This window comes from Actinomycetota bacterium, assembly GCA_030682655.1.
Lineage (GTDB): Bacteria > Actinomycetota > Coriobacteriia > Anaerosomatales > JAUXNU01 > JAUXNU01.
This window is the reverse complement of the sequence record JAUXNU010000003.1, coordinates 1-23,906: the sequence shown is the minus strand read 5'-3', so window position 1 is coordinate 23,906 and position 23,906 is coordinate 1. Positions and strand designations below refer to the sequence as shown.

The window sequence follows — 23,906 nt, the reverse complement described above, 5'->3', positions numbered from 1 at the left end:
ACGAGAGAGGACATACGGGAACATGAAGCGAATCGTCATCATCGGCGGAGGCGTGGCCGGTCTCGGAGCTGCGTACAAGGTTCGGCGTGCGGCCGAGGCGGGCAATGATGTGTCGTTCACGCTCCTTGAGAAGGACGAGCGTCTCGGCGGCAAGATCGCGACCGAGATGGTCACGGACCCCGGGAACCCCGATGCGCAGTTCGTGGTGGACGGCGGCCCGGACTGCTTCCTGACGAGCAAGCCGGCGGTTCACCGGATCGCCAAGCTGACATCAATCGAAGATGACAAGCTTCCGACGGACGATTCCCGCAAGAAGACGCTTATCCTGTCCCGCGGCAAGCTTCACGAGATGCCGGACGGCGTGATGATGTTCGCGCCGACCAAGTTCATGCCGTTTGCCACCACAGGCCTATTTTCATGGCCGGGCAAGATTCGCATGGGAATGGATCTCCTCGTTCCCAAGAAGCGGGTGGTGGAAGGCGAGCTGAACGATGAGACGCTGGAGAGCTTCGTGGTGAGGCGCATGGGACGCGAGTGCCTCGACCGACTCGCCGAGCCACTCGTGGGGGGCGTTCACGCGTCGGACCCGGCCAAGATGTCATTGGCTGCGACCTTCCCGAACCTGCTCGAGATGGAGCAGAAGCATGGCAGCCTGCTTAGGGGCTTCCTCGATATGCGCAAGAAGGTCGACGAGATGCGCAAGAAGTACCCGACCAAGCCCGGAGCCAAGCCAAGGACATTCTTCACGTCGTTTGAGGGCGGCATGCAGGAACTCACCGACACGATGGCTGATGCTGCAGGACGCGATCACATCCGCACAGGCGTTTCGGTGCGCGACATCAAGCGCAGCGATGCAGGCTACGTGTTGCACCTGTCCGACGACACGTCGATCGAAGCCGATGGTGTGATCATCGCGACCGAGAGCTGGGCGGCGGAGCCGCTCGTCCGGTCTATCGACACGGAGATCGCTGACGCTCTGGCGGAGATTCCCTGCAGCTCCTCGGCCACCGTCTCCATCGCGTTTGACGAGGCAGGCGTGGGCATCGACATGAACGCGTTCGGTGTTCTGTGCCCGCTCGCCGAGAAGCGCTCGCTCATGGCGGCTACCTTCTCCTCGACCAAGTGGCCCGGACGCGCGCCTGCCGGCCGCGTGATGTTCCGTGGTTTCGTGGGCGGGCCGCACAACCAGGCGGTCATGGAGAACTCGGACGAGCAGCTTGTGGAGATCGTGCTGTCGGAGCTCCGCAGTATCCTTGGCATCAAGGGAGAGCCTCTGTTCTCCAGAGTCTTCCGCTGGAACCTCGGCATGCCGCAGTACACGATGGGGCACCTCGACCGGATCGCCACGATAGAGCATCGAAGCGGCGAGATAGCCGGGTTGGCGCTAGCCGGCGGTTCCTATCGCGGCGTCGGTCTCCCGAACTGCATCGAAAGCGGCGAAAGGGCCGTGAGCAAGCTCCTTGGCGATTGGGATATCCACCTGGCCGAGGATGACGTCGAGGAGAAGCGCTACTACTAGACGGCTCGCGACGTGCCGGACTAGCTGCGGTCCTCGGGCAGGATCACTGCGCACATGAGCTCATGCAGCGCGAGGTTGGCTGCGATGATGCCTGTCGATGCGGGCGTCCATTCCTCGCCGCCTATCCCCGTGACGCGCGCCCCCGCTTCGCCAAGGATGACCACGCCGGCAGCCATGTCCCATGGCTTGAGCCCGAACTCCCAGAAGCCGTCGGCTCGACCGCAGGCGACATGGCAGCAGTCGACCGCGGCGGAGCCGTCACGTCGGATGCCGTGGACGGGCGAGCGGAGGAAGCTGCCAAGACAGTCAAGTTGGCGGTCGAGCAGCGCTCCGCGATCGTAGGGGAATCCGGTGATCAGCAGTGCTTCGGCGAGACCAGAGACGCCGGTGCACTTGACACGCTCTTCATCGCGCCAGGCTCCATGTCCGACGGCGCCAGACACCAGTTCCCCCGTCGGCACGTTGTACGTCGCGCCCACGACCGGGCGACCTTCCCTGAGCAAGGCGACCGATACCGAGTACGTCGGGTAGCCGTGCACGAACGAAGTGGTTCCGTCGAGAGGGTCGACGACCCACGTGTCGCCCTCGGACAAGGAGCCCTCGACAACGCCTGCGAGTTCGTAGACCTCGCTCTCTTCGATCACGAATCGCGCGCCGGGGTCGTGAGCCAGAAGCGATAGCGCGACAGCTACACCGGCGGCGATGTCAGCGTCGGTGACGACGTCGGTCAGGGTGCTCTTCAATCGGACGAGTCCCACGTTCCCGCGTCGCGCGATGATCGCTTCTGCGCCTGATCGCGCCGCTTCCCGCGCTGCGCGCAGCTCGTCTTGCATTGAACGTCCCTTCTAGGTGACACGTGCGCTATGCTCGAACCAGTCTAGCGAAACCGTTCGTGTGCGGGCGGATTCTCCATGCACCCGCGTCCCGATCTCGGGGGTGTTCGATGTTTCACTCGGGGTTCTCACAGAGACTCACGCCCGAAATGGCCAAGTATCTTCGCCATCGCGCGCGCGCATCGCGGGGCACGGTGCTTACGGCGACGAGTGTAGCCGCATCAGGTCATCCGGGAGGCTCGATGTCCTCCTTGGAACTGTATACCGTGCTGTTCTCGTGCGCACGGCTGCGTCCGGATGAGCCGCGTTGGCCCGGACGCGACCGGATCGTAGTGAGCCACGGGCACACGTCTCCCGGTGTCTACGCCGCACTGGCCGCCGCCGGATTCTTCCCTGCCGAGGAGGTGGAAGCGCACTTTCGTCAGCAGGGGAGTCTCTTCGAGGGGCATGTAGAGCGTTCCGTCCCCGGGGTGGAGTGGAGTACGGGCAATCTCGGGCAGGGTCTTTCAGCCGGTGTCGGGATGGCTCTGGGCGCCAGGATGACCGGGCTTGCGTGGCACACGTTCGTCGCAATGAGCGACGGAGAACAACAGAAAGGCCAGGTCGCGGAGGCGCGCAGGCTCGCTGTGGCGCGCGGTCTGAGCGACATCACCGTGCTGGTGGATCTGAACGGCATCCAGATATCGGGTCGCACTGACGATGTGTTGCATGTCCCGGTTGCGGCGGACTTCGCTGCCGATGGATGGCGGGTGCTCGAGATCGACGGACACGACGTCGAAGCGGTTCACGGAGCGCTGCGCGATGCAGTATCGGACACGAGCGCCCCGGTAGCCATAATCGCGCACACGGTCATCGGCAAGGGCGTGTCCTTCATGGAGGGCGACCCGGAGTTCCACGGACGCGGACTTGCGCCCGCGGAGTATGAGGCCGCAATGGTCGAACTTGGACTCCCTCCTGCGCTTGATGCGGCCCGAGCGAGGCGGCGCGAGCACGGGGCGGTCACAGAACTCGACTACCGTACGCCGCCAGTCGCGGTTGTCCTCGGAACGCCGAGGACCTACGGCGCCGATGCTCCTACCGACAACCGGTCCGCCTGGGGCACCGCGCTCGTCGATCTTGCCGACGCCAACCCGGGAGTCCCCGTTGCCGTACTCGACTGCGATCTGGCCGTCTCGGTCAAGACGGATGGGTTCGCGAGGCGTCACCCGGAAGGGTTCGTGCAGTGCGGGGTGGGGGAGCACAACGCCGCGACCATCGGCGGCGCGCTCTCGACCTGCGGCGTCCTTGCTTTCTGGGCGGACTTCGGTGTCTTCGGTTGCGATGAGGCCTACAACCAACAGCGGCTGAACGACATCAACGGGGCCGGGCTGAAGCTCGTGCTGACTCACTGCGGGATTGACGTGGGGGAGGACGGCAAGACACATCAGTGCCTGGACTACGTCGGCGCGTTCCGGGACTTCTTCGGCTGGAAGGTCATTGTGCCTGCCGATCCCAATCAGACGGATCGCGCGGTTCGAGCGGCCGCCGCTCTCGAGGGCAACGTGTGCGTGGCCATGGGCCGCAGCAAGCTACCGTGCATCCTGGATAGCGCCGGAAACCCGGCGTTTGGCGACGAGTACGAGTTCCAATACGGGCGCATCGACTGGGTTCGCGAGGGTTCCGACGTCGTATTGCTGACGATGGGGACACCGGCCGGCGCGACGGTGGCCGCCGCCGACCAGCTGACGGCATCAGGCCGCTCGGTGGCGGTGGGGATCGTATCCTCGCCGCTAGATCTCGACCACACCGCTATGGTTCGGGCGACGTCGTCGCGGCTGGTTGTCACCGTCGAGGACCATTCCGTCCGCAGCGGCCTGGGCGCGTCCGTCGCGGATCGGATCGCAAGCGAGGGAGCGCCGGTGCGGCTCAAGCGCATCGGCATCGACTCGTACATGACCAGTGGGGCGGCCGGCGATCTGTTCGCGCTGGCGGGGCTCGATGCAGCAGGTATCGTTGCAGCCGTCGAGGGGCTCCTCGGCGAAGTCTAGTCGGCCCGTGCGGGACCGCGCGTGCGAATCGACTCGAGGATGCGGCTGTCCGCAGTGCCGTCAGTCCTTGGCAGACCCGTCACCCCGTGTTCGCCAAGGACGGTCAACACCGCATCGACGGCGGTAGGTAGTGCGTCTTCCAGCGAATCGTTGAGCTCGGTGACCCAGGGTTCGATCTTCTCTATCTGGATTCCGATGCAAAGCGCCCGCACCTGGATTCCGGTGAGTTCCGCGGCCTCGAGAACGTTGACAAACCGTGTGTCATGCAGCGAGTGCATGAGCTGGTTGGGAGCGAGGTCCTCGGGCGAGAGCGTAACGACGGTGCCGGGCTCGTAGCCGGTGCCATCAATGGCGTCGACCACAAGGACGAAATCGCGGTCGCGCAGAAGGTTCAGGATCGTGTAGCCCATGGTTCCGGCGTCAACGACCTCGACGTTGTCGGGAAACTCATATCCGGACATGAGCAGTTCGACGACGCGAATCGCGACACCCTCATCGCCCATGAGCGGGTTTCCGATGCCCATCACGAGGATGCGTTCGGCGCTGTCTGTCATGTGCAGGAGCCCTCCTTGGAGCACAGGGATTGCATGAGTGTAGCGAATACAGACGCGACACAGGGCCGCTTAGGTCCAGCCTGTGGTGCCGATACTACCCTGCCGCGAGCCGTGTGGCCGGGGCCACGCATGATTCGCCCTCGAGCAGGAGCATGCGCTCGTCGAGTGGCAATGACTCGCGTGCCTGGTCGCGATGGTCGTTCGAACTCGCGAGTGTCTCGCGCATCATGACCATCAGCAGGTAGCGGCCCTTCTCGGTGAGCGTGATCTCGACATCGTCGTGACGGGCGATGCCTCCGGCGGCGTGCATAAATCCGAGCTCCGCCCAGAGTCCGCGCTCGACCGGAACGCCGAAATCGTGCTCGAACCGTACCTTGTCGAGCCTGAGCCCGAAGAGGTCGGTGACGAAGCGATAGCGCATCCGGGCCATTCGGCCGTAGGGCTTACCCTGGTTCGCAACGGACATGCGTCCCGAGGAGATCGCCTCGCCGTACTGACGCAGCGAGAAGGTGTTCCCGTAGATGCGGCCGTCAAGGAAGGAGAGCGCACCGGAGCCGAGCCCGACGTACTCTTCATAGTCCACGATGTACTCGTCGATCATTGAGCCGACATCGCGCGAGTACGTCCACGCCGACGTCGGGACGAACTGGTCGGAGAGCGTGTGCGCGATGAGCTGGTGGTAGTAGGCTTCGCGCTTGAAATCGATGGACCCCACCGCACGTTGCAGCTCAAGTCGGGTCTTCGGTGACGCCATGAGCGGGTAGAACGTCGTCTGGTTCGCTCCCGTGGCCTTGAGCATCATGATGTCGCGCGCCAACATCTGCTCGGTCTGGCTCGGGAAGTTGAAGATCATGTCCACGTTGAGCGACTGGAACTTGCCCGCGACTGATGCGATCAGCTCGAAGAGATCCTCACCGCTTCCGTACTTCTCATAGCGGTCCATGGTGCGTAGCAGGCCGTCGTCGAAGCTCTGGACGCCGACTGACAGGCGCTGTACCCGCTCAGACAGGCGTTCGACCAATTCTGGACCCAGGTGGTTGGGACTGGTCTCGCATGAGACTTCGCGAATGGAGAACAGGCTTGTGGCCAGATCGATTGTTTCGCATAGCTCATCGAGAAGGATTGTCGGGGTGCCGCCACCGATGTAGAGCGACGGGAAGTCGTAGCCCATGTGGGCGGTCATGCGCATCTCGTCGCGCAGATGCTTGAAGTACCCTCGCGCCCGGTCTTCCTGAAACAAGAACCGGTTGAAGGAGCAGTACAGGCATAGTCGCTCGCAGAACGGTACGTGCGCATAGAGGACATAGCCCCTGCCGGGCACGGGTGCGGGGAGCGAATCGAGGTCCGTCGGAGTCTGTGCAAGGTAGTTCTTGTTCAGGACACGCAGGGCAGCGGTAATCGCGCGCTCGGAGAGCATGTCGTCCCTTTCGTTGCGCCGTATCTGGCTAGCTGCCGGCTATCCGCGAGGCCCCAGAATGCGCTGCACCGTGAACCGTGATCCCTGCGCGCGACCTTGCGGTCGCACCCCCAACGCGGTTCGCGCCGTTTCCGACGCCACAGGCCCAGGTGACCCCGTATGTCCATTCAACGTCTTCGGCTCAACTCCTGCCAAGCATAGCCATGCCGATAGTGGCAGGGCCCCGGTTTCCCGGGGCCCTGCACGCCCAAACATGGTTGACCAGAGGCACCCCTAGTGCGAGGAACCGCCTGTGACCTTGCCGGTCTTCGGGTCGAAGTGCAGGCCCTCGCTTTCCTTGCGCGCGAAGATGAGCGAGGAAGGCGCAAAGCCCTCGACGTTGGCCAGATAGGCGTGGATCGCGGTGAAGATAAGGAACACCCACATCAGGAAGTAGTGCAGGATGCGCATGTTCATCGGGCCGCCGATCCATGCCGACGAGAATACCTGTGAGTCCATCGTCGGTGCATAGATGCACAGGCCGGTGTAGAACATGAAGAAGGTCAGCGGCACAGTGGCCAGGTACGCGATCTTCTGGAGAACGCCGTACTTGGCTCCGAGCGGGTGGTCCTTCTTCATGAACAGGTAGTACTTGAGCCATGCACCGAGCTGGTGGCGGTTCGCCTCTTGCGGCAGCCAGTTCTTGATGTCCGTGTCAACCTCGCGCGTTCCCAGCATGACTGCATCCTTCTCGAAGAAGGCTGCGAGGATGCGGAACGTCAGGTTGATGACGAGCACGTACATGAAGAAGAAGTGCATGCCGCGGGCTACGCCCATGAACCCTGGGAAGAACGGGTAGTGGATGTAGAAGCCCGAGAAGGCGAGCGACACTATGGCGATGAGGTTGAGCCAGTGCGTGATAACAAAGACAGTCGGGTGTGCTTCACGGTAGTGTGCGGGATGCGCCATCTACCTCACCCCCATCGGCTTGGTGTGGATCATAGCGGTCTTGCCGGTTTTCGGTTCAATCACGTGAACCGCGCAGCCGATTCAAGGATCGAAGCTGCGAGCGATCCGGACGACCTCCATGGGCCGCTCGGGATCGATGACCGGTGCTCCTACGAGCGCTTCCTCCATGGGGCCACGCACGCCATCGGCGTTGCGAGGAGTCATGTCCCAGGTGGTCGGAGCGACGACCTGATAGCTGGCGATCTTGCCGCCCTTGACAGACATCCAGTGACCAACCGCGCCTCGCGGCGCTTCCCACAGTCCGGCGCCGTCGCCGTCGACGACCTCATGCTCCTGGAAGAGCTTGAGGTCCCCACCCTTGATGGCCTCGATGAGCTCGCCGACCCAGCCCACCGTGAGTTCTGCCACGTAGGCGCACTCGAGGTTGCGGGCTGCGACACGGCCGAGGAGCGAGAGCAGCACCTCGGGCTTGCCGGCGACGCCTAGCGTCTCAAGCGTCGAGTCGATGAGCGTCTTGACCTGCGGCACGCCGCGAAGATACGCGACGAGCATGCGGGAAAGAGGACCTACCTCCATGGGCAGGCCGTCGTACTTGGCAGCCTTGCCCCACGAGTACTTGTCGGACGTGTCGTACTTGGAGAACTTCGCCTTCGTCTCGCCCTTGTCCGGAGTCAGACCGGAGGGGGACTCGTACCAGGAATGCTCGACGTCCTCAGTGACCTTCGTCTTGTCAGGGTCCGTGACCGACAGCTGGCCGCCGGTGATGACTCCGCCAGGAAGGTAGCGCTTCGTGAGTTCGAAGCTCTCGTCATTGAAGACGCCCCAGGCCAGGAAGTTCCCGTGGCCTCCCCCGTAGGCTGCCGCGTCGATGTAGAACGGCGCTATGGCGAGCGTGTCGGGGATGAGGGCCGTATTGACGAAGTCGACCACCTTTGTGAGGCGGAAGAGGATGTCGTCAAGCTTCTCCTCGGTCGGCACAAATGCGGTGCCGCCATTGATCGATGTCATGAAGTGCGGGAACTTGCCCCCCATGATTCCGATGATCGCAGCCGCTTCGGCCTGGACTTCCAGAGCCTCCAGGTAGTGTGCGACCGCTATCAGGTGTAGCTCGGGAGGCATGGCCTCCGGGTACGCAGGGTGGCCGAACCAGCCGTTGCTGAAGATCGAGAGCTGACCGCCTTCGACGAACGCCGCGAGCCGCTTGGCGACTGCACCGAAATCAGCGACGCGCGTTCCCGCAGCTTCGGCGAGAGCGTACGTGTCGGCGATGTTGGCGGACAATGCCTTGACGGGGTCGACGTAGTCGAGGGCGGCAAGTGTGTAGAACCACAGCACGTGGCTATGCAGGTACTGTGCGCCCTCGATGATGTTTCTGACGATGCGGGCGCCATTCGGAATGGTTAGACCGTATACGTCCTCGGCAGACATCGTGGATGCGTGGCCGTGGGAGATCGGGCACACGCCGCAGATACGCTGCGAAATGTAGAATGCGTCCTGGGGTCGGCGGTCCTTGAGCACGGCCTCCATGCCTCGGTAGAGGCTACCGGAGATCCATGCGTCCTTGACGACGCCGCCGTCGATTTCGACCTCAACACGCATGTGACCCTCGATTCGGGTCAACGGATCGACAACTGCACGTGCCACTATTTACCGCCTCCCTTCTTGCGATCGTGAGCTTTCATTTCCTCGTAGTCGGCTCCGCCGTCCATGCGACCGGCGGCCTTCATGCCGATACCGTGGACGACGAGCGCTGCTGCCGCGACCGCGCCGACTCCGGCGCCGATGGTCGTCGGCTGGAACGTGGCGCCACCAATAGGCAGGTCACGATGCCGATTCAGGAACGGCGTGTCCAGGTCGACCCAGTTCATGCCTTCCTTCGGGCCGGCGTTTCCGCATCCGATGCAGGGCGAGCCCGCTTCGACGCACCAGCTGGCGCGTCGATTCCACCGGACGATCGGACAGTTCGTGAACGTTTGCGGACCCTTGCAGCCCATCGCGTACAGGCAGTACCCCATCGACTCTTCCGTGGAACCGAACTCGTAGACGAACTCGCCGTTCTCGAAGTGGCCTCTGCGTGGGCAGTTGTCGTGAATGGACTGGCCAAAGATGCCCTTGGGACGACCGAAGTCATCGAGCTTCTTGAGGATCTTGCCGTCCTCTAGCCCGCCGAGGAGCAGCACGTCGACCACCATGGCGACGATCCACTCGGGGTTGACCGGGCAGGTGGGGAGGTTGATTACCGGTGTTGTTATGCCCTTCTCGTCGAAGAACATCTTCACCCCGGTCGCCTCCGCGGGGTTCGGCCGAGCTGCAACCCAGCCGCCGTCGACCGCACAGGAACCGACCGCGATGCAAGCAGCTGCGTCCTTGCCGGCCTCCTCGAGGATCTCGAGCCCGGTACGGTCGGCGATGCGCAGCGTGTTGCCGTCTTCGCCCTTCATGACCGAGCCCTCGTAGATAAGTACATAGCCGCCAGCGTGGATGGTCTCCTCGGCTGCCTTCTCGGCATCGGCGCCCTGGGCCATCATGACGGTCTCGAAGTAGTTCAGTGACAGTAGGTCGAGAACGATGGTGGCAACGTCGGGGGAGTCGACCTGCGCCATGGACTCCGTGCAGCCGGTGCAAGATCCACCGTTGTACCAGAGTGCCGGCTGCAGCGTCGCACCCTTCTCAACTGCGGCTATCACCTGCGGGACCATCGCTTCGGACAGACCCAGAAGTGCGGCCACAGAACCACAGAACTTGAGGAAATCGCGGCGCGACACGCCTCTCGCAGCGAGAAGGTCGTAGACGGCGCCGTGGTCCTCATTCGTCATGCTATACACCTCCTTTGTTGGAACGTTCGGACGGAGTTCCGACTTCCAGCGCGAGACGAATCCAGGCTGCGTCCAGAAGTCGTTGAAGATTCCTAGCCGGCAGCCTCCTTTCCGTGAGACCCAGGGATGGTTGCGTACATGTATCGGAACCCGCTCAATCGTCGGCACACGCCGAGATGAGCGGTCCGAAACCGGAGGGGAGTTGCCGGAGTCGCCGGCGAACCGGGGGTCCGCCATCGGAGAGCGCGGAGTCGGGCTCCAGTGATGACCCGACGTCTGGCGAGCGCGGCGCACGGGTGAATGGTTTGGGGCCGCACAGGACCCGCGCACGCGTCTGTGAGCTGGTGAATCAAGTCTCCCACGACCCCCAACGACAATGTCGCATGTCAGACGGTATATTCCCACTCGCTGCACGATAGCGATGGGTGAAGCAGACAAGTTTGTCCCAACGCAAGATTCTACAACGGCACCGTGCGCCCTGCTATCTCTGACCTCGGATTGGGAAGGGCTTCACAATCAACTCCGCAAATAGGATAGGCGCGGATGATAGAGGAACCGGGCGTTGGGCGAAGAATCATTCATACAGGTGCCGCTGCCGGGTGGTACAGCAACGAGGTGACTGGGGTCTCATGGTTTCTGGCGCTTCCAACGGTCTGGTGGTGGATGTGCGCGGGTTCACTCCCGGACTGCGCCGACCGATCGTGTTCACCCTCGTGGACCGGATGCTCGAGCTGGACGCGGACGACAGCCTCGTCGTCATATGTGACCACGAGCCAGCCGGGCTCGGCTACCAACTCGATCTTCGCAAGGAGACGAAGGGTAGATTCGAGTACTTCTACGATCAGCGCATGGACGGCGCATGGGTAGCGCTCATTCGGCGGCGCGCCCACTAGAGACTGACGTCCCCACCCTCTGCGCACACCCTCATGATGAGATCGGCGGCCTCGAGCAGCGTCCCATGGTAGTCAGCCTGGACGTCCTCGGCATCTCCCACGTAGAACGTCGACATGCCCACGTCCGCGGCCGACATGTCGAGCACGGAGTCGTCTCCGACCATGAGGCAGTCGCGAGGGTCAAGACCGAGCTGAGCTGCGGTTTCCCGGAAGTAGTCGGGATGCGGCTTGCACGCGTGCATCGACTCGTACGAGGTCACGACATCGGCCAAGGAGCCCTCCAGGCCGGCCCAGGCCAGCCGGTGCTCGACGGCCCTGAGCGGGAAGATAGGGTTGGTGGCGATGGCTATGCCGAGGTGACAGCCTTTGGCTGCCTCGAGCACCGTCCGGGCGCCGTCGCGCGGCCCATATCCGTCGCCAAGGAGCGGGAACTCGTTTTCGTAGAAATCCTCGAAGAGCTGCCAGTGCTCCCGCAGATCAAGACCGGTCAGGCGACGGTACTCGTCGTGGAAGATGTCGTGGTTCGTAACGCCGGGATGCGGGCGCATCATGGCGTTCGTGGACTCCATTACCGCACGCATGGCACGCTGCTCATCCTCGGGTGAATCGACGAGGGGAGCCACCACGCTGGACAGCGCTCTGAAGTACCTGCCAAGGAAACCCTCAAGGTCGATATCGAGCAGGGTACCGTCAAGATCGAAGAGCACGCCGCGCATGGGGCTCCTTTCGGGGTAGCAACTCCTTGGGCCACGCAATCGTAGCATGTTCGACTCACTACACATCCTTGACCACACATACCCACGGGGGTATGCTGCGTTATGAAACATGAATACCCCCCTGGGCATATGAATTGCTGTGGTAGCCCAAGAGAAGCGCTTCACAAGCTCCTTTGACGCATGGAAGGAAGAGGAACAGATGGCAGCGGTCAGCGAACGCATCGAGCATCAGCTCCGTGAGATCTTCGGAGACCGGGTGCGTACGGACCTTGTCGAACGGAAGATGTACTCGTTCGACATCGGGGCGATGCCGTCCCTCGTCAAGCCCTTTGTCCCTGCGGGCGTTGCCGGTGCGGTGGTCAGGCCCCGAGACGAGGCCCAGATCGTCGACCTGGTGAAGCTTGCCAGTCGCGAGGGCATCAAGCTCGTCCCACGAGGTTGGGCGACATCGGGCTACGGAGGCGTTCTGCCGCCGACGGGTGCGGTTGTCGTCGACATGTCGGGCATGCACCGCGTACTTGCGGTCGACCACAAGGAGTTGACCGTAACGGTTCAGGCTTCGGCGATATGGGAGCAGATCGAGCGCGAGCTCAACAAAGATGGCCTGGGCCTGAGGTTGTATCCCTCCTCGGCCCCGAGTTCAGGGGCTGCGGGTTGGCTCGCTCAGGGTGGAGCGGGCTTTGGATCTTACGAGTACGGCACGTTCAAGGAGAACGTCGTTTCGGCACGCGTTGTCCTGCCCTCCGGTGAGGTCAGGGTATTCGAGGGTGACGAGCTGAACGATCTCGTCGCTGATGCCGAGGGCATCACCGGTATCATCACCGAGCTCACAGTGCGTATCCGACAGCATGAGGACGAGGTACATCGCGTCATCGCCTTTCCGGATGCCTATTCTCTCGGCGCGACGCTCCGGGCGATTTCAGAGCAGCATCTGCCGATCTGGTCGATCACCTTTCTCAATCCGGAATCCATCCGGCTGAAGAAGGAGCTCCCGCACAGGCACGGACATCCGTATGAGTTGTCGCATGAACACTACGAGCCGAGTCTCCCCGAGAAGTACCTCGCGGTGATCGCGTATCCGGTGTCTCGCCACGGTGCCGTGGACATGGCGCTCACCGCCATCGTCGCCGCGAGGAACGGCGAAGAGCTCGATGCCCAGGCCGCTGAGCACGAGTGGGAGCAGCGCTTCTCACCGATGCGGCTCAAGAGGACCGGTCCCTCGCTCGTGCCGACCGAGGTAGTGGTACCGCTGACAGAGATGCCGGACGTGCTCGCCGAGATAGACGCTAAGATCACCCAGCCGTTCATTCTCGAGGGGATGCACTCAAAGGGAGACAAGGTCGTTCTCCTTGGCTTCATTCCGCATGATGAGCGATCGTTCGCGTTCAACGTCGCCTTCGCCCTGTCGCTGTCGGTCATCAAGATCGCGAAGAAGCATGGCGGCGCGGCCTACTCGACAGGCCTGTACTTCCGACGTGAGGCCGATTCCGTTCTTGGTGCGGACAAGGTTCGAGCTCTTGCCGCCTACAAGGCGAAGGTGGATCCCAAGGCTGTCATGAACCCCGGGAAGGTGTTGGGTTCTGGCGTCATCGACCTGCTCATGGGCAGTGCAGCCGCCTTCGAGTCGCTCGTGCGACCGATCGCCAATGCTGCAAGGCCCCCGAAGGACCACGGTGATCTCTCCCGGGACGTCCGCGGTATCCCGGGCGATGTCGCGTTCATGGCGTACGCCTGTGCACGGTGCGGTTACTGCGTTCCGACATGTGAGCAGTACACCGGCCGAGGATGGGAGAGCCACTCCCCACGCGGGAAGTACGCATACCTGCGCGAAGTCATGGCAGGTCGTGAGAAATGGAACCGCAAGGCGATCGATACCTTCCTCGTCTGCACGACCTGTGAGGTGTGCAACACACGCTGTCAGCTGCAGCTTCCCGTCGAGCACAACTGGATGGAGATGCGCGGCAAGCTGGTTCACGAGGAGAAGCGCGGAACCTTCCCGCCGTTCGAGATGATGGCGGCTTCACTTCGCGGAGAGCGGGACATCTGGGCGGCCAAGGCCGAACACCGTGCTGACTGGGTGCCAGAGGACATCAAGGACTCACTGACCGATGAGCACGGTGGCTGGGACAAGAAGGCCGACATCCTCTACTTCGGCGGCTGTACCGCGAGTTTCGTCGAGAAGGACATCGCCGAGGCTTCCGTTCGCCTGTTGCAGGACTCCGGCTACGACATCGGCTACATGGGCACAGACGAAGCCTGCTGTGGCATCCCGATGAAGGTAGCGGGCAAGTGGGACGTTTTCGAGGAGATATTCGAGCACAATGTCGCCGAGGCCAAGAAGCGCGGCGCCAAGACGATCGTTACCTCGTGTCCCGCGTGCGGCCTCGTGTGGAAGGAGCTCTACGCCAATCTGGCGGCCGAGCGCGGTGAGGAATACGACTTCGAGGTGAAGCACTACTCGGAACTCGTCGCCGAAGCTATGGCAGAGGGCAAGATCGAGCTCAAGAATCCGATCGAGGGCCGCATAACCTTCCATGACTCGTGTCATATGGGTCGCGCCCAGGGCAACTACGAGCCGCCGCGCGATATGCTCAAGGCGATCCCGGGCGTTGACTACGTTGAGATGGAGCACAATCGCGAGGAGGGCCTGTGTTGCGGTTCGGTGCTCACGCTCGTCGGTGAGATGTCCGTGGCGCCGATCCTTGGCAAGGAACGGCTCCAGGAGGCCGTCGATGCCGGTGCGGACAAGGTCGTTGCCCTGTGCCTGTGCTGCCAGGTGCAGTTGCGCGATAGCGTGGTGAAGAACGACCTGCCTCTGCAGATCGATGACCTTGCCCGGGTGGTTGCCGAGGCGGCTGGCTATGACATTCCCGAGACGACTGACTATGCCAACTACATGTGGGGCTACTTCGAGAAGTTCATCATCCTGCTCGAGCCAAAGAACATGGCGACGTTCATGACGCGGATCTTCCCGCAGATGATGGACGCGATGCCGGTCGGGATGGCGCCGATGATGCGCGGGATGAAGCATGTCCCCGGCGGCCTAGCCATGATGGAGAAGATGATGCCGCTGATGTTCCCGGCGATGGCTCCGGGTATCCTCGGCAAGGTCATGCCGGAAATGGTTCGCGAGGTCGAGGAGTACATCGGCGAGATGCCCGAGGACATGGGCGAACTGATGCCTGATCTGCTGCCCAAGACGATGGATTCTCTCATGCCCACGTATCTGCCGCAGCTCATACCGCATCTGACGCCTTTGTTTGTCGACTTCATACGCACCGAGAAACGGTAGGTCTCTCGTTCGTCCAGAATGGGCAGTCACGTCGCCGACAAGCGGTGTTTGGTGACGAAAGAGTCCCTGATGTGTCTCAAGTCACAACCGCTGCGAGCCGAAACTAAGTGGTATGAAGACAATCACATCAAAAGACCAGTCCATCTCCAAGCTGCGCGCGATTCCCATGTTCGCCGATCTCTCGCACGACGACCTCGAGACGTTCGCGGACATGGTGCAGTTTCGCAGGTACGGCAAGGGTGCCTTCATCGTCAATCAGAACGACATCGGCTCCTCGATGTACCTGCTCGTCTCGGGCCGGGTGAAGGTCTCGCTTGCGTCGCCGGACGGGAAGGAACTCGCCCTGAACTACCTGGAAGCGCCCGCGCACTTCGGCGAGATGAGCCTCGTCGACGCAGAGCCCCGCTCCGCCGACGTCATCGCTGTGACCGACATCGAACTGTTCAGTCTCGATGCCAAGGACCTTTCCGCCGCCATCCAGCTGAACCCGCGCCTGGCGCTGTCGCTCATCGCGACGCTGTCTCGGCGTCTTCGCCACACGATCGCGCGCCTCGAGGACATGGCGTTCCACGACGCAGCACACCGCGTGATGCGTGTCGTTCTGAACGTGGCGACCGCGAGCTACGAGACGCGTGGCGTCCCGGTGATACAGGGGCTGACGCACTACGACATCGCGACGCTTGCGGGTACATCCCGCGAGACCGCGAGCCGCATCATCTCTAACCTTGCCAAGGAGGGCGTTCTCGCCACCAAAGGCCGCAAGATCGTCGTCGACATGATTCGCTTGAGGGAGCGTCTCGAGGGAGAATAGGGTAGCGCTTCCGTCGTACGTGCCGAAGCCGGCCCCTGCGGGTCGGCTTCTTTGCGTGGGGAATCTGTGACGTCTTTAGGGACAGACGGTAGGAATGCGAGGCTAATCGGTGAACGTGGAGTGCACGGTGACTCGAGTCACACGCTTGTCCGCTCGTTCTGCCGATGAACCCCTTGTGTTGGAGGGGAGAACGCTTCGGCAGAAGGCGGTTGTGTTGAAAACGAGATGGATGATGGTCGTCGCGTTCGCGGGTGCGGTACTACTTGCGGGCCCTGCAGTCGCGGGCGCCGCGGAACCAGTCCACGTCGCGCGCACCGTGACCACGGCCAGCGGAGCACAGCTTGCGGCACAGACGCTGCGCGACTTCAGAAACATCGAGATCGGTTCGGGCGCGGCGACGCTTACCGTAGAGGTGGACGGAACACCGATACCGATTCCGGTGACGTACGCTGATGTCCTCAAGGGAGGCGGCGAGGGCACCGGGGGGCTGAATCTGGTTGGGCTCGCTCTTTGGGGCGCCGTCGGTTCGATGTTCTTCAGGGCAGTTCGTGTGTTGTCCCGTCTGGGACGGCGTGTCTAGCAGCCGGCGCATTGCGCCCGCTCGGGTGCAGCGTTTGGACGGCAGCTGGTTAGGTTGCGCGTCGGGTCGGGGACATACGTGATGTCCCACAGCCGGTCCGCCCGTGGAGGTGTCATGAAGGACTTCACCAGCGACGATCTCGCGAAGCTCAATGGCAAGAACGGCAATCCCGCCTACGTTGCCTACAAGGGAACTGTCTACGATGTCACCGAAAGTGCGATGTGGGGGGATGGTGAGCATGAGTACATGCACACCGCCGGGGCGGACCTGACCGAGGAGCACGCTGACGCCACCCACGATGTCTACATCACCGACTTCCCGGAAGTGGGCAAGCTCGTCTAGCGCAGCAGCCTATTCCGATAGGTCGAAGATCGCGACCGTCTCCACGTGGAAGGTCTGCGGGAAGAGATCGACCGGAGTGGCCTCGACAAGGCGGTAGCCCGATTCGGTCAGCGTCTTCGCGTCACGTGCTAGCGTCGCCGGGTCGCATGAGACGTATGCGATTCTTCGCGGACGAGCGCTCACAAGCGCCAGCACGGTCGGTGCTCCGAGTCCGGTACGAGGGGGATCGACGACGGCACTGTCGAAGCGGCCGAGTCCAGGCAAGACGTAGGCGGCATCTCCGGGCTCGACAACGGCGTCGAGCTGCGCGCTTTCGAGATTGCGCCGCAGATCGTTCAGCGCGTGCCGGGAGGACTCGACGGCCACGACCTCGCCGGCTTGTTCGGCGAGCGGCAATGTGAATGTGCCCGCTCCGGAGAACAGATCGAGCACTCGATCCGTCCCGTCCACCTGCATCTTGCCAAGAACGTGCTTCACGAGCTTCTCGGCGACGGCCGTGTTGACCTGGAAGAACGACGGAGCAGACACAAGCATGCGCTGGCCGAGAAACCGCTCGGACCACGCGCCCGGACCTGAGAAGACCTCGACCTTCGTGACATGCCGCTGTTCCGCCGGCCCCTTTGTGAGGACCCGCACGATGTTGGTCGCGCCCGTACCTTGCGCCAGCGTTCGTGCTGCTAGCTGCCTCGGAAACGGTCCAGGGGAGGTCCACAGCGCCACCTCGAGGTCCTTCGTGCTGCGAGCCACGCGGATTCCGACTCTGCTCAGTCCAAGCTGCTGACTGCCAGAAACGTACCTGAGAGCGCCGCGCAGTGACGAGGGCAGGCGCTGCGCACGAGCGTCGACCAGCATGCACGCGTCGATGGGAACGAGTTCTACCGTGCCGAGTTTCGCGAATCCCAACACGGTGCCGGAGGGAGTCTCCTCGGCAAGTAGTTCGATCTTGTTGCGATAGCCATATTGTGCGGGTGATGCGATCGACTCGGCCACCAGGTCCTCGGCTGGGATCTTGCCGATTCGGGTGAGCGCATCACGCACAGCGCTTCGCTTGGCAGAGAGTTGCGTGCCGTAGGACACGTGCTGCCACTGACAGCCCCCGCATTCGCCAAAGTAGGGGCACGGAGCTTCCACGCGTTGCGGCGACGCTTCAATGACGGCGGTCACTTTCGCCTTGACGAGACGTTTGTGGCTCGACGTGATCTCGACATCGACGAGATCTCCAGGGCAAGAGCCGGCAACAAAGGCCGCCTGGCCCGTCTCGAGGTGGGCGACCCCTTCACCCCCGTATGCGAGTCCTTCGATACGCAGTCTCATCGATTCTCCCGGAACCGTCAGGTGATTGTGTGACGTGACGAGGCATATACTACCCGTTGCACGTGCGGACAGTAGATGCTCCCGTTCGGGGTTGAGGGGCGCGCCGCCCGTGCCGATATCTGTGATGAGTCTGTGATGTGCTTGTGACGTGCGACACAGGCGGTACGGGGAGTCAGTCCGATTCGCTTGGGAGGGTCAATCTGTGGCCGAGAAGAAACTGCTGATCGTCCATGAGGATGCCGACCTGGTCGAACAGATCAAGACGATGCTTTCGGAATCCGGCGCGAAGATGGGTGTCATCAGTGCCCTGTCGGCGCCGCGTGCGCTTGGCATGATGGGCGTCGAAAAGCCAGATGTCGTCGTGGTCGACGGTGAGCTCGAAGGGATGGACGGATACTCGCTCACGCAGCAGATCAAGGCATCCCCGGATGGCGGTGAGGTTGCCGTGGTCATCATCTCACTGCAGCCAAGCGAGACGTCTGCGATGCGTGCACGCCAGGCAGGCGCTTCTGCCCACATGGCTTCCGGTGGTTCCGTGGCCGCTCTAGTGGGCAAGGTGCTGTCACTTGCCGGGCTGTCCGACAACGGCTCAGGTCCGGACCCCGATGCGTCTCCTGCGTCGATGGGCTACGGCGTACCGCAACAGGTGGTTGCATCTGCGGGTGCGCCCGAGGCAGAAATGCCTGCGGCGGGAGCGTACGGTGTGCCGCAGGCCTCACCGCCCGGTCCGGCCACCCCATCACCGGTATCGTCGCCCGCAGAAACGCCCGCCCCCCCTTCCGGCTTGGGGGTCGGCGCTGAAGCTCCCAGGACGGACGACTCTCCTCATATCGACGATCTGCTGCGACTCATGATCGAGCGTGGGGGTTCTGACCTGCATATCACGGTCGGGAGCCCCCCCGGCGTCCGTCTACGCGGAGAAATCGTACCCGTGGAGAACCATCGGGTGCTCATGCCGCGGGATACGATGGAGATGATCCTCAACCTTCTGTCCGAGGACCAGCGACGCAGGTTTGAGACCGAGCTGGAATTGGACTTCGCCTACAGCATCCCTGGCGTCTCGCGCTTTCGCGCGAATGTCTTCCAGCAGCGCAACTCGATGGGAGCGGTCTTCCGGGTGATTCCCATCAAGATCCCCACACTCGAGGAGCTCGGCCTCCCCAAGGTTGCCCGGTATCTCGCGGAGCGTCCGCGCGGTCTGGTGCTTGTGACCGGACCGACGGGGTCGGGCAAGTCGACCACGCTTGCGGCCATGATCAACCACATCAACGAAACCAGGGCCCTGCACATCATCACGCTCGAGGATCCGATCGAGTTCATGCACAAGAACAAGAAGGCCTACGTCAACCAGCGTGAGGTGGGCGAGGACACCCATTCGTTCGCATCTGCGCTCAAGCGCGTGCTGCGCCAGGATCCTGACGTCATACTTGTCGGCGAGATGCGGGATCTGGAGACGATCGGCGCCGCGATCACTGCAGCCGAGACCGGGCACCTCGTTCTCGCCACACTGCACACGACCGGAGGCCCCGCAACGATCGACCGCATCATCGATGTCTTCCCGCCGCACCAGCAGCAGCAGGTTCGCATGCAGCTGTCCGGTACGCTCGAGGGCGTTCTCTCACAGGTCCTGTTGCGCTCGACAGACGGCCGCAGCCGTGTGATGGCAATGGAGGTCATGCTAGGCATACCTGCAATCGGGAATCTCATCCGCGAGGGCAAGACGCATCAGATGGCGACGATCATCCAAGGCGGCGCGTCCTTGGGCATGCAGACGCTTGACCAGCACCTCAAGACCCTGCTGCAGGCTGGCAAGGTGACGTTCGAGGAGGCTGTCGGCAAGGCCATGAGTCCCCGCGAACTCGCGCAGATGGTTGGGCGCAAGATCTGACCCCGGTGGCCGCAGGAGCACTTGCGTCGCTTTCGGGTACAACTCGTTCTGACTGTAACTCCCGCAAGGAGGTCTGTTTCGCATGGACACTGTCCACGTGCGTTGGGGCGGAAACCGCCAGTTTGTGGGCTGGGACGAGGCCGGACACGGGATTGTCATGGACTCCAGTTCCGACTACAAGGGTGAGGGCACGGGAGCGCGCCCAGTCGAACTCGTTCTCTATGCGCTCGCTGGTTGCACCGGCATGGACGTAATCTCCATTCTCGAGAAGAAGCGCCAGGATGTGCGTTCATTCGAGATGGTCGTAGAAGCGGTGCAGCGTGAAGAGGAGTTCCCCCACCTATACACGGACATCCACGTTCGCTACGTGGTCACGGGCGTAGGCGTGACCGAGGAGGCAGTGCGCCGTTCGATCGAACTGTCCGAGGAGAAGTACTGCTCTGTGAAGGGCATGCTTGGGCCACAGGTGAACGTGCGCACCTCGTTCGACATCGTCGAGGTCGAGTAGACTCAAGGCCGTGCTCGAAGGTGGTGGCGACAGGGAGCTTCTCGATGGCGGATGCCGTTCTTCTGCCCGTGTACAACGAAGCCGAGACCGTGTGCGCCGTACTCGATGCGGTGCGCAGCCGCTTTGACGGCGAAGTGATCGTTGTCGATGACGGGTCCACAGATCGCACGTCGGTGCTGCTCGCGGCACGTGACGACGTCACCGTGATCGCGCACCCCGCCAACCTCGGATACGGCAGGGCGCTTTCCGAGGGTTTCGCGGTGAGCCATGCACGAGGCATCGATCGTCTCGTCACGATGGACTGCGATGGCCAGCATGAGCCGAAGCACATCGCGGAGTTCCTCGAGGCGCTCTCAGAGGGCGGCGACATCGTCTCTGGCAGCAGGTACTTGCCCGAGAGCGCCGCAGTGGGCGCTCCGACTCCCGACCGGCGCGCCGTCAATCTGAAGGTGACGAGGGAGATCAACCGGACTACCGGCTGGAGCCTCACCGATGCGTTCTGCGGCTTCAAAGCTTATCGGCTCCGGGCCTTGGACTGCATCGAGCTGCGTGAGCCCGGATATGCGATGCCGCTGGAGCTTTGGGCCAAGGCATATCGTGCCGGACTTCACATTCGAGAAGTCGCGGTCGAACGCATCTACCACGATCACGATCGTTCTTTCGGAGAGGCGCTCGACAACCCGGACGTCCGCCTCGCGTACTATATGCGCGTGTGGCGTGCGGCCCTGGAGGAGGACTGACGATGGTCGATGTCGTTTGCATCGGAGCACATCCCGATGACGTGGAGATCGGGATGGGTGCCACGATCGTGAAGATGGTTCGCTCGGGGTTGAGCGTGGCGATCGTCGACCTGACCGACGGCGAACCTACTCCGCATGGCAGTCGCGAGACCCGGGCGATCGAGTCTGCGCGTGCGGCGGAGATCCTTGGCGCAGCGCAGCGCAGAACCCTTTCCGGGCCGAATCGTTATCTGATGGACACTGTCGCAGCGCGCACGGAGCTCGCCGGCGTATTGCGGGAGCTCCGACCCGACACGATGTTCGTGCCCTTCCCCGAGGACGCACACCCCGACCACATCGCGGCCAGCAGCATCGCTCGTGCGGCGCGCTTCTACGCGAAGTTCACCAAGACCGACATGATCGGAGAGCCCCACTACCCCTCAAGGGTCTTCCAGTACATGGCCGTTCACATGCGGCTGGTGCGCGAGCCGTCGTTCATCATCGAGGTGGCCAAGGAGCTCCCCGTCAAACTCGAGGCGCTTGCTGCCTATGAGTCGCAATTCTCGGCGAATCCGGGGAATGCGAACGTGGTCCCGATGATGGAACAGATGGCGCGCATGTGGGGCACGATGATCCGATCCGAGGCTGGCGAGCCCTTCTTCTCGGACGAGCCGATCGGGCTGCGCGGCTTTTCGGATCTGGTGTAGGCGTGATGGTCCGCACTCGCCCGACACTCCCACACGGTCACGGTGAACTCCTCACCCAGCCGCCGTACGAGGAGTGGACGACGCTCGCCGGAACGGTGGGCGAGCGCGTGCGGGCATGGGACTTCGATGTCGCCGGAACCAGCGGCGCCTCGCTGCGCCTGTCGGCCCGCCGGGAGTTGGTGGCGCACGCCGAAGCGTTCTCGGCGCGACTTGGCGTACCGGTCGCGACCACGAAGGACGAACCGGGTCTTGTCGTCGTCACGGGTCACCAGCCCGAGCTGTATCATCCCGGTGTCTGGATCAAGGACTTCCTCCTTCAGCGCTTTTCGGACGAGACCGGCGCTACCGCGCTCGACCTCGTCGTCGATTCCGACACGTTCGCCACGCTGGGAGTCGCGGCGCCGTGTATGCGACCGGTTGTCAAGAGGTGCCAGCTGTACCTTGCCGTCGGTGATGGCGAGACCTGCTACGCGTGCGCTCCGGTTCCGGATGCCCTTCATGTAGACGACTTCTGCACTGCGGCATCAGGGATGCTGGCCTCTCTGCCGGCTCCCGCGGTCGGGCGACATTTCGATGAGTTCTGCGGGCACCTTCATGACGCCATGCGCGATGCCGAGAACCTGTCGGAGCTGGTCACCTTCGCTCGCAGACGCTATGAGGCGTCCGCCGGAACGGACTACCTCGAGCTTGCGGTGACTTCAGTCGGGCGTTCGAGGGCGTTCGCGCTCTTCGCGGCCGACATCATCTGCAACGCCCGGGCGTTTGCGGAGGCATTCAACGCCGAACTCGCCGACTTCCGGACGGCCACCAAGACGCGCTCGGTTGTGCAACCTTTCCCGGACCTCGCAATCGACGAGGCGGAAGTAGAGCTGCCGCTGTGGGTGATTGTCGGCAGCAAGAGGTACGCTGCACGTGTGGGGCAGGTCGACGGCATGCTGGAGCTTCGCGCGAATGGCCTGGCGCTCGCATCTCTGCCTCCCGACGCGGCGTCCGCCGCGTCTCTCCTTGGCGATGCGGAGTTCACGCTCGTTCCGCGCGCTCTTGCGCTGACGCTGTTCGTCAGGATGTTCGTGGCGGATCTCTTCATCCACGGCGTCGGGGGCGGCCGATATGACCGTGTCACCGACGGGGTCGCGCTGCGGTACTACGGCGTCAAGCCTGCTCCCTACGTGGTTGCGTCGATGACGATGTACCTGCCCCTCGGTGCGCATCTGGTGACCGAGGAAGAGGTCGCCGATCTGCGACAAGAGCTGAATCGGCTCGATCACAATCCCGATACGATGCTCGGCGAGGTGGAATTCGACACGGCCGAGGAGCGCAACCACGCGCAGGCACTGGCATTCGAGAAGCAGCAGCTGGTCACGGAAATCGCTGTTGACGGTGCGGACAAGAAGGCGCTAGGGCGGCGCATTCGCGAGGTCAACGCGGAGCTTGTCGAGGTTCTGGCACCCCTTGCGAATCAACTGAGCGAGGAGCTCGCGAGACTCGATGGCCAGCGCCAAATGGCCGAGGTGCTGACTGACCGCACGTATCCGTTCTGCTTCTGGAGTCCGTCAGAGGTCGCCGACAAGGCGCGGTAGGCGTGCAACGGTGGGACGGCACATGCTAGAATGCCGTCACTTGTGGGGTCTGTTCGTCGAAAGGACTTTTCCATGGCCGTTCCCGTCGTTGATTCGAACCTCTGCACTGCCTGTGGCATCTGCGTGGATGAGTGCCCGACCAGCTGCTATGACCTCGAAGACGTAGCTATTCTGGCTCGCCCTGAGGACTGCACCGAGTGCGGCATCTGCGTCGACTCCTGCCCCAACGAGTCCATCTCGATGGACTAGGGTTGCCGCTCCGAACGCGCGCGAAGGGCCGGGCATCTGCCCGGCCCTTTCTGGGATCTTGTGACACATGTGTGGGTGAGAATCCGCCCTGAATGAGTTACGCACGTCGCCCCTGAGCTTGGGATACTGGCTTGTCTGAGAGTCAGGAAACCGAGCCACGGAGGACGACGTGCGCACAAGCAGTCTATTCAAG

General features: G+C 62.8%; 21 protein-coding genes. 13 read left to right on the top strand and 8 right to left on the bottom strand.

The window, feature by feature from the left end; genetic code table 11:
* Positions 1-22: 22 nt before the first annotated feature.
* The gene (hemG, locus tag Q8K99_00125; GenBank protein MDP2180961.1) at positions 23-1,519 is read left to right on the top strand and encodes a protoporphyrinogen oxidase; all 1,497 of its coding nucleotides are present in this window, start codon (positions 23-25) and stop codon (positions 1,517-1,519) included.
* Between the two features lie 20 nt (positions 1,520-1,539).
* Here hemG and Q8K99_00120 read toward each other — a convergent pair whose 3' ends face one another.
* A complete protein-coding gene (locus Q8K99_00120) occupies positions 1,540-2,352 on the bottom strand; it encodes an inositol monophosphatase family protein (protein MDP2180960.1) in 813 nt (270 codons plus the stop codon).
* A gap of 110 nt (positions 2,353-2,462) precedes the next feature.
* On the opposite strand from Q8K99_00120, the gene Q8K99_00115 reads away from it, so the two are divergent.
* A complete protein-coding gene (locus Q8K99_00115; GenBank protein ID MDP2180959.1) occupies positions 2,463-4,379 on the top strand; it encodes a transketolase in 1,917 nt (638 codons plus the stop codon).
* Here Q8K99_00115 and Q8K99_00110 read toward each other — a convergent pair.
* The 5 genes from Q8K99_00110 to Q8K99_00090 form a co-directional block, all read right to left on the bottom strand.
* On the bottom strand, positions 4,376-4,933 hold the full coding sequence (locus tag Q8K99_00110; GenBank protein MDP2180958.1) for a hydrogenase maturation protease: 558 nt from the start codon (positions 4,931-4,933) through the stop codon (positions 4,376-4,378). The two genes, Q8K99_00115 and Q8K99_00110, sit on opposite strands and share 4 nt — an antisense overlap.
* A gap of 94 nt (positions 4,934-5,027) precedes the next feature.
* The gene (locus Q8K99_00105) at positions 5,028-6,350 is read right to left on the bottom strand and encodes a coproporphyrinogen III oxidase family protein (GenBank protein ID MDP2180957.1); all 1,323 of its coding nucleotides are present in this window, start codon (positions 6,348-6,350) and stop codon (positions 5,028-5,030) included.
* Positions 6,351-6,623: 273 nt separating this feature from the next.
* Positions 6,624-7,298: a cytochrome b/b6 domain-containing protein gene (locus Q8K99_00100; GenBank protein ID MDP2180956.1), complete on the bottom strand. Its 675-nt coding sequence runs from the start codon at positions 7,296-7,298 to the stop codon at positions 6,624-6,626.
* Between the two features lie 81 nt (positions 7,299-7,379).
* Positions 7,380-8,942: a nickel-dependent hydrogenase large subunit gene (locus Q8K99_00095; GenBank protein ID MDP2180955.1), complete on the bottom strand. Its 1,563-nt coding sequence runs from the start codon at positions 8,940-8,942 to the stop codon at positions 7,380-7,382.
* Positions 8,942-10,114: a hydrogenase small subunit gene (locus Q8K99_00090; protein MDP2180954.1), complete on the bottom strand. Its 1,173-nt coding sequence runs from the start codon at positions 10,112-10,114 to the stop codon at positions 8,942-8,944. Before Q8K99_00090 ends, Q8K99_00095 begins: the two co-directional genes overlap by 1 nt.
* Positions 10,115-10,743: 629 nt before the next feature.
* Here Q8K99_00090 and Q8K99_00085 point away from each other — a divergent pair.
* Positions 10,744-11,007 carry a DUF2249 domain-containing protein gene (locus Q8K99_00085; protein ID MDP2180953.1) on the top strand — a complete coding sequence of 88 codons (264 nt, stop codon included), beginning with the start codon at positions 10,744-10,746 and terminating at the stop codon, positions 11,005-11,007.
* Here Q8K99_00085 and Q8K99_00080 read toward each other — a convergent pair.
* The gene (locus Q8K99_00080) at positions 11,004-11,723 is read right to left on the bottom strand and encodes an HAD family hydrolase (GenBank protein ID MDP2180952.1); all 720 of its coding nucleotides are present in this window, start codon (positions 11,721-11,723) and stop codon (positions 11,004-11,006) included. The two genes, Q8K99_00085 and Q8K99_00080, sit on opposite strands and share 4 nt — an antisense overlap.
* Positions 11,724-11,922: 199 nt before the next feature.
* Between Q8K99_00080 and Q8K99_00075 the strand changes: the two genes are divergently transcribed.
* The 4 genes from Q8K99_00075 (at position 11,923) to Q8K99_00060 (ending at position 16,748) form a co-directional block, all read left to right on the top strand.
* Positions 11,923-15,015 carry an FAD-binding and (Fe-S)-binding domain-containing protein gene (locus tag Q8K99_00075; GenBank protein MDP2180951.1) on the top strand — a complete coding sequence of 1,031 codons (3,093 nt, stop codon included), beginning with the start codon at positions 11,923-11,925 and terminating at the stop codon, positions 15,013-15,015.
* 112 nt (positions 15,016-15,127) lie between these two features.
* A complete protein-coding gene (locus Q8K99_00070) occupies positions 15,128-15,826 on the top strand; it encodes a Crp/Fnr family transcriptional regulator (protein ID MDP2180950.1) in 699 nt (232 codons plus the stop codon).
* A gap of 214 nt (positions 15,827-16,040) precedes the next feature.
* Positions 16,041-16,406, top strand: a complete 366-nt coding sequence (locus Q8K99_00065) for a hypothetical protein (protein MDP2180949.1) — start codon at positions 16,041-16,043, stop codon at positions 16,404-16,406.
* 114 nt (positions 16,407-16,520) lie between these two features.
* On the top strand, positions 16,521-16,748 hold the full coding sequence (locus Q8K99_00060; GenBank protein MDP2180948.1) for a cytochrome b5 domain-containing protein: 228 nt from the start codon (positions 16,521-16,523) through the stop codon (positions 16,746-16,748).
* Between the two features lie 9 nt (positions 16,749-16,757).
* Here Q8K99_00060 and rlmD read toward each other — a convergent pair whose 3' ends face one another.
* Entirely contained in the window at positions 16,758-18,062 is a 1,305-nt protein-coding gene (gene rlmD, locus Q8K99_00055) for a 23S rRNA (uracil(1939)-C(5))-methyltransferase RlmD (GenBank protein MDP2180947.1), read from the bottom strand.
* A gap of 202 nt (positions 18,063-18,264) precedes the next feature.
* Here rlmD and Q8K99_00050 point away from each other — a divergent pair, with 202 nt between their 5' ends.
* The 6 genes from Q8K99_00050 to Q8K99_00025 all read left to right on the top strand — a co-directional run bounded on the left by Q8K99_00050 (position 18,265) and on the right by Q8K99_00025 (position 23,713).
* Positions 18,265-19,950: a PilT/PilU family type 4a pilus ATPase gene (locus Q8K99_00050; GenBank protein MDP2180946.1), complete on the top strand. Its 1,686-nt coding sequence runs from the start codon at positions 18,265-18,267 to the stop codon at positions 19,948-19,950.
* Between the two features lie 82 nt (positions 19,951-20,032).
* Positions 20,033-20,458 (top strand): OsmC family protein, encoded by a 426-nt coding sequence (locus Q8K99_00045; protein MDP2180945.1) that lies wholly within the window; start codon positions 20,033-20,035, stop codon positions 20,456-20,458.
* A 44-nt stretch (positions 20,459-20,502) separates the two neighbouring features.
* Entirely contained in the window at positions 20,503-21,198 is a 696-nt protein-coding gene (locus Q8K99_00040) for a glycosyltransferase family 2 protein (GenBank protein MDP2180944.1), read from the top strand.
* Between the two features lie 2 nt (positions 21,199-21,200).
* Entirely contained in the window at positions 21,201-21,884 is a 684-nt protein-coding gene (gene bshB1 / locus Q8K99_00035; GenBank protein MDP2180943.1) for a bacillithiol biosynthesis deacetylase BshB1, read from the top strand.
* Between the two features lie 5 nt (positions 21,885-21,889).
* On the top strand, positions 21,890-23,464 hold the full coding sequence (locus Q8K99_00030; protein ID MDP2180942.1) for a hypothetical protein: 1,575 nt from the start codon (positions 21,890-21,892) through the stop codon (positions 23,462-23,464).
* Between the two features lie 72 nt (positions 23,465-23,536).
* Positions 23,537-23,713: a 4Fe-4S binding protein gene (locus Q8K99_00025; protein ID MDP2180941.1), complete on the top strand. Its 177-nt coding sequence runs from the start codon at positions 23,537-23,539 to the stop codon at positions 23,711-23,713.
* Positions 23,714-23,906 lie beyond the last annotated feature (193 nt).